9 protein-coding genes are annotated in these 9,270 nt (G+C 61.4%); all 9 read right to left on the bottom strand.

What is annotated here, in order from left to right:
• The coding region (locus NTW95_04530; GenBank protein ID MCX6556685.1) for a cell division protein FtsZ at positions 1-227 on the bottom strand (227 nt) is incomplete at its 3' end.
• A 9-nt stretch (positions 228-236) separates the two neighbouring features.
• Complete coding sequence (ftsA, locus tag NTW95_04525) at positions 237-1,457, bottom strand: cell division protein FtsA (GenBank protein ID MCX6556684.1); 1,221 nt, start codon at positions 1,455-1,457, stop codon at positions 237-239.
• A complete protein-coding gene (locus NTW95_04520; protein ID MCX6556683.1) occupies positions 1,454-2,254 on the bottom strand; it encodes an FtsQ-type POTRA domain-containing protein in 801 nt (266 codons plus the stop codon). The genes ftsA and NTW95_04520 overlap by 4 nt, the downstream gene beginning before the upstream one ends.
• Positions 2,251-3,636: a UDP-N-acetylmuramate--L-alanine ligase gene (gene murC / locus NTW95_04515; protein MCX6556682.1), complete on the bottom strand. Its 1,386-nt coding sequence runs from the start codon at positions 3,634-3,636 to the stop codon at positions 2,251-2,253. The genes NTW95_04520 and murC overlap by 4 nt, the downstream gene beginning before the upstream one ends.
• On the bottom strand, positions 3,629-4,735 hold the full coding sequence (gene ftsW / locus NTW95_04510) for a putative lipid II flippase FtsW (GenBank protein ID MCX6556681.1): 1,107 nt from the start codon (positions 4,733-4,735) through the stop codon (positions 3,629-3,631). Before ftsW ends, murC begins: the two co-directional genes overlap by 8 nt.
• Positions 4,728-6,098 carry a UDP-N-acetylmuramoyl-L-alanine--D-glutamate ligase gene (gene murD / locus NTW95_04505; GenBank protein MCX6556680.1) on the bottom strand — a complete coding sequence of 457 codons (1,371 nt, stop codon included), beginning with the start codon at positions 6,096-6,098 and terminating at the stop codon, positions 4,728-4,730. Before murD ends, ftsW begins: the two co-directional genes overlap by 8 nt.
• A complete protein-coding gene (locus tag NTW95_04500) occupies positions 6,088-7,476 on the bottom strand; it encodes a UDP-N-acetylmuramoyl-tripeptide--D-alanyl-D-alanine ligase (protein MCX6556679.1) in 1,389 nt (462 codons plus the stop codon). The genes murD and NTW95_04500 overlap by 11 nt, the downstream gene beginning before the upstream one ends.
• The gene (locus tag NTW95_04495) at positions 7,469-8,932 is read right to left on the bottom strand and encodes a UDP-N-acetylmuramoyl-L-alanyl-D-glutamate--2,6-diaminopimelate ligase (protein ID MCX6556678.1); all 1,464 of its coding nucleotides are present in this window, start codon (positions 8,930-8,932) and stop codon (positions 7,469-7,471) included. Before NTW95_04495 ends, NTW95_04500 begins: the two co-directional genes overlap by 8 nt.
• Positions 8,929-9,270: penicillin-binding transpeptidase domain-containing protein (locus NTW95_04490; protein ID MCX6556677.1), on the bottom strand; the 342-nt coding region annotated here is incomplete at its 5' end. The genes NTW95_04495 and NTW95_04490, both read right to left, overlap by 4 nt.

Below are 9,270 nucleotides of genomic sequence, written 5' to 3'. Positions count from 1 at the left end.
CCCAGCCCCTTGGTGATCTTGTCGCCGATCTGCAGCTTCAGGGCCGGAGGCCGGATGGTCGACAGGACCTGCATGTCGGTGTTGACGGCGATGAACTCGACGCCCTTCAAGTCTTCCTCGATCATGCGGTTGATGGCGTTGCCGCCGGCGCCGCCCACGCCGATGACCTTCAGCACGGCTCCCCGTTTTTTTTCGCGGCCATAAAGGATTTTAATGTCATCGTCCATGGTTGCCTCCTACACGCCGAAATAATTTTTGATTTTCTGGGAAAAGTTGAGCGGCTTATTGCGCAGGATTCCCTTGTCCTTCATGTCGCTGAAGCCGTACTTGATCAGGCCCACCGCCGTGGCGAACTCCGGCGTATTGACCTTGTCGATCAGGCCGCCGATGCCGTAGGGCGAACCGATGCGCACCGGTATGGAAAAAATCCCGTCGGCGACCTCGAGGATGCCGTCGAGCAGCGCCGTGCCGCCGCTGATCACCACGCCGGCATTGATCGAATTCTGCAAGCCTTCCTTCTCGATCTCCATCTTGACCATTTCAAAAATCTCGAACGCCCGCGGTTTCAAGATATTCATCAGCAGCGACGTCGAAATCTGGCGCGGCTTTTTGCCGCTGACCGACGGCACTTCGAAGGTTTCGTCCTTCAGGTTGGGGTCCAGGGCGCAGCCATAGCGGCGTTTGATCTTTTCGGCGCGGTCGATGGCGGTGCGGATGCCGATCGACAGGTCGTTGGTGAAGTTGTCCCCGCCGTAGGGGATCGTCCCCGAGAAGCTGATGGCGCCTTTCTCGAAAACGGCGATGTCGGTCGTACCGCCGCCGATGTCGATGGAGAGGACCCCGAGCTCTTTTTCATCGGGGGTCAGGACCGCCTCGGCCGAGGCGATGTGCGAAAGCACCATGCCCAGGACGTTGATTTTCGCCTTTTTCAGGCACAGCAGCAGGTTCTTGGTGGCCGTGATCGACCCGGTGATGATGTGGATATAGACATCCAGGTTGGTGCCGACCATGCCCACCGGATTCTTGATGCCGTCCTGGGCGTCGACGATGTACTCCTGGGGGAGGACATGCAGCACCGAGCGGTCGCCCGGGAGCATGATGGCGCTGGCGTGGGTGATGGCCCGGTCCACGTCCTCGCGGGTGATTTCCTTGCTGCGCCCGGTGATGTTGATGCTGCCCTTGGCGTTGATGCTCTGGATGTGCTTGCCGGAAATGTTGACATAGGCCGATTCGATCATCACCCCGGCCGTCAATTCCGCGTCCTTGATCGAGCGCTTGATGTCCTCGACCGTTTCTTCCATATTGACGATGGCCCCTTTGCGCAGGCCCTTGGATTCGGCGATCCCGTAGCCAATGATCTCCACGTCCTCTTTTTTCCCGTCCGATTTGATCTGAGCGATCAGCGTGCAGATCTTTTTGGTGCCGATATCGATGCCGACCAGATAGTTGTTCTTCATGACTCCCCCTGTGGCCCGTCGCCAAAGCCGAAATAGATCCGCCCGGAAATGCGCAGATCGACGGAACGGATCGCTGGGCCGTCCGCAGCCAAATGCGGCTTGATTTTGGTGTAGCGGTTTATCTTCTTCAAAAAATCGCCCGCGCCCGGATAGAAGACCTCGGGGCCCGTCCGCAATTTCAACTCGATGCCGTACGGCTCGGCATAGGCGACATACTCGATACGATCGCGCAGAGGCAGCAATTCCTGCGCCGCCGCCGCGATCTGCGCCGGGACCGGCCCCTCGGCGCGGATGGGAATGAGCCCTGGCGGAGCGACCGGCCGTTCGCCCAGGACCAGGCCGCTGGCATCCAGGAGCTGGAAGCCGCCGTTCCGGGCCAGGGAAAAGAGCGGCTGGCGCAAGCGGAAGCCGATTTCAACGGTATCGGGCAAAACCCGGCTGATGGTCGCGTCTTCGATTTCCGGCAGCCGCAGCAGCTGGGCGCGCAGTTCTTTTAGATCCAGGGCCAGGATGTTGCCGCGGCAGCGCTTCAAGATCTCCCGGACTTGATCCGCCGCGAAAACCGGCTGCTGGCGTAAACGGTAGGAATGGACCTGCAGCGTGTCCCACTCCAGCAGCAGGACGGACGTTTTGTATACGACAAACGCAACCAGCAGCGCCAGCAACAGCAGCAGCAATATATGAACCGTCCGCATCTGGATGGAGCGGATTTTCTTTTCGCGGGTCAGCGTCAGATTGTTGCTTTTGCGGAAGAACTCGGCTTCGAACTTCAGCGAGTGGCTGCGCGTGTCGTTCATTTTTTCAGCGCCTCCATCTCCGCCGCAAAATCGTGGGCCAGCTGGGTGAGGTTGCCGGCGGAAAGGAATACCAGACCGTCGCCGGGGCTGAGCCGCGCGCGCAGGAAGTCGCGGATCTGGGCGAAGGACTCCAGGTAGAAGACGTTTTCCTGCCCCTGGCTGCGGATATGATCGGCCAGGACCTTGCTGTTGACGCCCGGGATCTCCTTTTGGTTGGCGGTGTACAGTTCGGCGATGACCACGATGTCCGCGACCCGGAACGCCGTGGCGAACTGCTTCATCAGGATCTGCAGCCGGGTGAAACGGTGGGGCTGGAAGACGGCGATGACCCGGCGGCAGGAGCTGCTGCGCAACGTTTTCAGCGTGGCCTTGATCTCGCTGGGATGATGGGCGTAATCATCGATGACCAGGAGCGACGGGCTGGCATACAGGACCTGGAAACGCCGCTCGGGCAGGCTGAAGTTCTCCAGGCTGGCCTGGATGGTTTCCAGGCTCACCCCCACTTCCAGCGCGGCGCAGACGGCGGCCAGCGAATTGGCCACGTTGTGCCTGCCGCCCACGTTCAGGCGCAGCACCCCCCGCTCCAGCCCCTGCAGCGCCAGCCGGTAGGAAGAGGCGAACCCGGACGTTTTCACGCCCACGGCCCGGACGTCGGCGCCGGCCGCGAAGCCGTAGGTGACGATCTTCTTGCGGATCGCGGGCCTGATTTTTATGATGTTCGGGCATTCGTTGTTGAGGATGACGGTACCGTAGAACGGGACCTTGTCGGCGAAGTCGCGGAAGGCCTGGAGCAGTTTTTTCATCCGCCCGTAGAACTCCAGGTGGTCGTTCTCGATGTTGGTGATCACGGCGATGGTGGGAAACAGTTTCAGGAAACTGCCGTCCGACTCGTCGGCTTCGGCCACCAGGTAGCGCGACGAACCCAGCTTGGCGCCGCTGCCCTGCACTTTCAGCTTGCCGCCGACCACGTAGGTCGGATCCAGGCCGGCCTGGGTCAGGATGGTCGCGATCATCGAGGTGGTGGTGGTCTTGCCGTGGGTCCCGGCCACGGCCAGGGAAAATTTCATGCGCATCAGCTCGGCCAGCATTTCAGCCCGGGGAATGACCGGCAGTTTGTTTTTCAGCGCTTCCAGCACCTCGACATTGTCCTCGGTGATGGCGCTGGAATAGACCAGGGCTTCCGCGGCGCCGACGTTCTCGCGGGCATGGCCGATGGCGATGCGGATCCCTTTCGCCGCCAGGCGGCGCACGGTTTCATTTTCGGCGATGTCGGATCCGGAGATCTGGAACCCCATGTTGTGAAGCACTTCGGCGATCCCGGACATGCCCGAGCCGCCGATGCCGGCGAAATGAATTTTCTTGATCCGGCTGGTTTCAATCATGGCCGAAAACCACCTTGCGCTGGCGCGACACGTTGAGGATGATCCCGGTGATCATCAGGCTGCTGAGCAGGGATGTTCCGCCCGAGGAAATGAACGGCAGGGGAATGCCCTTGGTGGGGAAAAGACCGACGGCCACCGAAATGTTGACCATCGACTGTAACGCGATCAGAAAAACAAGCCCGGTCACGAGCAGGTAGGTATGGGGGTTGTCGGATTGCCTGGCGATGATCATGCCGCGCAGATAGTAGACGACGAAGAGGGCGATCACGGTCAGGGCGCCGAAGAAGCCGAGCTCCTCGGCGATAATGGCATAGATGAAATCCGAATAGGCGTAGGGGAGATAGAACAATTTCTGGGTCGAATTGCCGATCCCCTGGCCGAAAAGCCCGCCGGAGCCGATGGCATAGGTCGACTGCAACGCCTGGAATCCCTGCCCGCTGGCATAGACTTCCGGATTGAGGAAACTCTTGATCCGCTCGCTGCGCATGGGATCGGCCCGGATCAGCAGCAAGAGCAGCGGGAGCAGCAGCGCGAAAAAAATCACGAAAAACTTCAGGCGCACGCCGGCCACGAACAGCATGACCAGGGTGATGACGGCGATCAGCAAGAAATTGCCGAAATCAGGCTCCTTGAGGATGAGCCCCTCCATGAAGGCCACCGGCAGCAGGATCAAGCCCAGGTTCTTGGCGTTGTTGACGTCGCCGTCCCTTCGGCTCAGCATCATGGCCAGGTAGAGCACCAGGATGATCTTGGCGAACTCGGACGGCTGCACCGAGAAGCCGGCCAAACGGATCCAGCGGCTGGTATTGTTGATCTTTTGGAAAAAAAAGACCAGCGACAACCCGGTGAAGGCCAGCGCCATGACGGCCATGATCAGCCGCTGATTCAGGTAGAACGGCGCCCTGCTCAGGATCATGGCGACAAAAACCACCAATCCCAGGGCCAGCCAGACCAGCTGCTTCTTGAAGAAATGGAAGCTGTCGCCGAACTTTTCGCGGGCCAGGACCGGGGTGGTGCTGAAGATCATCAGGAAGCCGATGGCGATCAGCAGCAGCGAGACCATCAGCAGGGTGCGATCGATGCCGCTGTGCTTAACCATTTTCCTTCTCCCTGTCCTGCAAGCGCCGCACTTCCTGCTTGAATACCTCGCCGCGGTGCTCGAAGTTGTCGAACATGTCGAAACTGGCGCAGGCCGGAGCCAGCAGCACCACACCGCCGCTGCGGCGCAAAAGCTCATAGCCGCTGCCGACCGCCTCGGCCAGGTCGCGGACCGTAACCATTTTCTCGGCCAGGCCGCGCAGCTGAGCGGCGATCAGCGGAGCCGCCTTGCCCAGCAGCAGCACCCGTTGCGCCTTTTCCCGCAGCGGTTTTTCGAGGCCGGAGAAATCGGAGCCCTTGTCCTTGCCGCCCAGGATGACGACCAGATGGTCGTCGATGCTGGCGATCGATTTGAGGGCCGCGTCGACGTTGGTCGCCTTGGAGTCGTTGATGAACTCGACCCGGCCGACCTTCCCGGCCGCCTCCATGCGGTGCGGCAGGCCGCGGAACGATTCCAGCCCCGCTTCGATCTCACGGGCCGTCAGGCCGACAGCGCGGCAGGCCAGGGCGGCGGCCATGATGTTTTCCAGGTTATGGACCCCGCGCAAAGGGTTGCGCTGCAGGGAAATCTTCTCCCTGCCCGCGCCCAGGCTGAGAACGATGTCACGGTTTTCCAGGACAGCGCCGTCGCCCCGGGCGTGGCGGCTTGAAAACCACAGCGGCTTGGCCGGGCCGAGGCGCTTTTCATCCTGCAGCCAGGGGTCGTCGGCGTTCAGCACCATGCGGTCCTCACGGCGCTGATTCTTGAACAAATTGAATTTCGCGGCCGCGTACGCCGCCATGGAAGGATAGCGATCCAGGTGGTCGGGGGTGATGTTGAGCAGCACGGCCACGTCGGCCCGGAAATGGACGATCTCTTCCAGCTGAAAACTCGACAGCTCGAGGACCACGGTCGAATCGGCGCCGACTTCCCCGGTTTGGGCGATGAAGGGGACGCCGATATTGCCGGCCAGGATGCTTGTGCGGCCGGCTCTGACGAGCAGATGATGAATCAGGCTGACGGTCGTCGATTTGCCGTTGCTGCCGCTGACGGCGATGATGCCGGCCCGGATGCGGCCGGAGGCATACTCGATTTCGGAGACGATTTCGACGCCGCGCGCGCGCAGGGACGAAAAGCGGGGAGTCGTGCCGTCAAAGCCGGGACTGGTGATGACCAGCCGGCAGGCGCCGAGTTCGGCGAACGCATCGGCGCCGATCAGAAAGCGCACCCCGCGCCGCTCGAAAGCGTCGCGGCGCTCGCGGTCGGTGATGGCGTCGTCGTTGAACAGGAGCAGCGGCGCCTGCGGCTCGTGGACCAGGAGATACTCCAGCATGGCCTGGCCCGTTTTTCCGAACCCCAGAACCCCGATGGAACTATTTTTCATGCACGAACTCCGTGATGGCTTTTTCCAGAGCCACGCCGCGCGAGCCTTTGAACAGGACGACGGCGCCGGGCCGCAGCTCGGCGCGCAGGTATTTCCCGGCGTCAACGGCCTGATCAAAGCACTGGATGCGGTCAGCCGGATACCCCGACAACCTTGCGCCTTCGGCGATTTTCGCGGCCCGCGCGCCGACGGCCAGGAGCAGGTCAAAATGCAGCCCTGAGAAAAAACGCCCGGCCTCAACATGAAAGGCGAGCTCATCGGCACCCAGTTCCAGCATGTCGCCCAAAACCGCGGCCTTTTTCTGCCGGTATTCCCCGTCCACCCACTTCAGGATCTTTTTCAGAGCTTCCGGGTTCGAATTGTAGGTCTCGTCGATGATGACGAATCCGCCCGCTTCACGGACCTGCCCCCGGCCGGCCAGCGTCTGCAGGGCGGAAAGGGCCGCCTGGATTTCAGGATTGGTCATTCCCAGCCGCTGCGCGACCAGGATGGCCGCGAACAGGTCTTCGACTTGCGCCAGGCTGATCAGCGGCGCGACGAATTCCTCCTTTCTGCCGAAAGCATCGATCACCAGGCGGCTGCCGTTGCTTTCGCGGACCACCTCTTTCAGGACGATCTGGTCCCGGGAGGCTTGCGAGCCGAAAAAAATCTTGCAGCCTTTCTTGCCGGCGACCGCCTGGCGGATCAGCGCCGAATCGCCGTTGACGAACGCGCAGCCGTCGGCGGGCAGATAATTCAAGATCTCGGCCTTGGCCTTGGCGGCGTTTTCAAGCGTTTTCAGAAACTCCAGGTGCACCGGGAAAACATTGAGCAGGACCGCCACCTCGGGCTTCAGGATACCGGCCAGCAAGTCGATTTCGCCGATGCCCGGATCGCTCATGGCCAGTTCGAAAACGGCGGCCTCTTCCTTCCCGGTCAATTTCAACAGCGAGAAAGGCAGGCCGATGCTGTTGTTCCAGTTCTGCGGGGAGCGGAAGGAACGGAATTTGCTGGCCAGGATCTGGAAAATGAATTCCTTGGTCGTGGTCTTGCCGGCGCTGCCGGTGATGCCGACGTACGTGATCGAGCGGTACTTTTCCCTGACATGGACGGCCAGCTGCTGGGCCGCCCGCAGGGGATCGGCGACGCGGATCAGGGGCACCTGGACATGCCTTTCGGCAAAGTCCTTCCTGACCACGGCGCCGGCGCCGGGAATGGCGTCCAGGTCCTTGACATAGCGATGGCCGTCCGCTTTCGCCGATTTGAGGGCAAAAAAAAGCGAGTGGGCGGCCATGGCCCGCGTGTCGAATTGAAAATCGCTGAAAGCGGAGATCCGCCCGGCACGGCTGACCTGCCCGGAGACCACGGCGGCTATTTCATCGATCCGGAGTTCAGGCATGGGCCTTCCCCATCTTGGCGTGAACCACTTCGAAATCATCGAAGTGCACGGTGCGATCCTTGAAGATCTGGTAGTCTTCATGGCCCTTACCGGCGATCAGGACCACGTCTCCGGCAACGGCCATGTCCAAGGCTTTTTCAATCGCTTTCTTACGGTCGACCTCGCGGCTGAAATTGCGGAAACCGGCGGCGAATCCGGCCGTGATTTCGTCGATGATGGCCTGCGGATCCTCCCGGCGCGGGTTATCGCTGGTCAGCACCACCCAGTCGGCGAGGCTGGCGGCCACCCGGCCCATGCGCGGCCGCTTGGTCCTGTCGCGGTCGCCGCCGGCCCCGAAAACCAGTATCAGCTTGCCCGGCGAGATTTCCCGGAAGGCTTTCAACAGGTTTTCCAGGGCGTCATCGGTATGGGCGTAATCGACCACGACCAGGAAGTCGCCGGCATGGGCAATGTTGACGCGGCCCTTGACCGGGACGAATTCGCTCAAGCCGGCGCTGATCTTGTCCAGGGCCAGGTCGCTGGCCAGCGCCGAACTGACCGCGGCCATGATGTTGAGCAGGTTGAAGCGGCCCAGCAGACGGCTCTGGATCTCGATTTTCCCGCGCGGCGTCTGCAGCAGCGCCTTGATGCCGTCCAGGGAAAAATGATATTTCAGAGGCCGGATATCCGCCTGGGCTGAAAAGCCGAAGGTGACATAACGGCAGTTCACCTCCTTGATGATGCGCTCGCCCATCGGGTCGTCGCCGTTGATGATCGCCCATTGCTCGGCACCAATCTTTTTAAACAACGAGAGCTTGGCCTCGAAATAATTCTCCATGGTCTGGTGAAAATCGAGGTGATCGCCGGAAAAGGAGGTGAAAACCGCCTGGGCGAACCCGATGTCCTCGACCCGCAGCAGGCTGAGGGCGGCCGAGGACACCTCCATGGCCAGGTTGCGGCATCCGGCCTTGACCGCCTCGGCCATGAAGGCGAACAGCTCGGGAGCCTCCGGGGTGGTCAGGTGGGTTTCCCGGCTGCAGCCGGGAAAGTTCATGCTCAAGGTGCCGATGGCCGCGGTCTTGGCCATGGCGGCGTTGAGCAGCGCCTGGATCAAGCCCACCGTGGTCGTCTTGCCGTTGGTCCCGGTGACCCCGATCACCCGCAATTTCTGGGAAGGGTTGTCGAAAAAGCGGTTGGCCATCTGACTGAGGACGCGGCGGTCGTTCTTGACCTGCACCCAGGTGGCCTGGAGGTGATCCGGCGGCGGCGGATGCACCGAAACCACCGCGCTGGCGCCGTTGCCGATGGCGTCGGCGGCGTAGACGATCCCGTCCTTGACGAAGCCCTTGATGGAAACGTAGCAGTCGTTTTTCTTGATTTTCCGCGAATCGTACTCGATGCCGGCGACCGGGACGTGGAGATTGCCCCGCCAGGCCAGGGACTCCTGCCTGCCGAGCAATTCGTCCAGGTACTTCACAGGGTGATCTCCTTGCGCTCGGGCAGGTCGGGAAAAAGATTAAGGTACGGCATGATTTTGGCCGCGATGGACCTGAACAACGGCGCCGCCACGTCGCCGCCGTAATACATGCCCAGCGGCTCGTCGATCATCACGAAAACGGTCACCTGCGGATGGCGGGCCGGAAAGAATCCGCCGAAGGAGGAAACATAGGTTGTGGTATACTTCCCGTCCTTGATCTTGCGGGCCGTCCCGGTTTTTCCGGCGATTTCAATGCCCTCGATCCCGGCCTTCTTTCCCGTTCCCCGATTGACCACCGCGGTCAGAATCGTTGTCAACGGCTTCTGGCTGAGGGGCGA

The organism is Candidatus Aminicenantes bacterium, assembly GCA_026393795.1.
Taxonomy (GTDB): Bacteria; Acidobacteriota; Aminicenantia; order UBA2199; family UBA2199; genus UBA2199.
Note: the sequence above shows the minus strand (reverse complement) of the source record. Positions and strands in the feature narration are given on the sequence as shown.

What these genes read in the sequence shown, in the direction of transcription:
- murD (MCX6556680.1), bottom strand. Translation starts at nt 6,098, where the DNA reads ATGAAAAATAGTTCCATCGGGGTTCTGGGGTTCGGAAAAACGGGCCAG.
- NTW95_04520 (MCX6556683.1), bottom strand. Translation starts at nt 2,254, where the DNA reads ATGAACGACACGCGCAGCCACTCGCTGAAGTTCGAAGCCGAGTTCTTC.
- ftsA (MCX6556684.1), bottom strand. Translation starts at nt 1,457, where the DNA reads ATGAAGAACAACTATCTGGTCGGCATCGATATCGGCACCAAAAAGATC.
- NTW95_04500 (MCX6556679.1), bottom strand. Translation starts at nt 7,476, where the DNA reads ATGCCTGAACTCCGGATCGATGAAATAGCCGCCGTGGTCTCCGGGCAG.
- murC (MCX6556682.1), bottom strand. Translation starts at nt 3,636, where the DNA reads ATGATTGAAACCAGCCGGATCAAGAAAATTCATTTCGCCGGCATCGGC.
- ftsW (MCX6556681.1), bottom strand. Translation starts at nt 4,735, where the DNA reads ATGGTTAAGCACAGCGGCATCGATCGCACCCTGCTGATGGTCTCGCTG.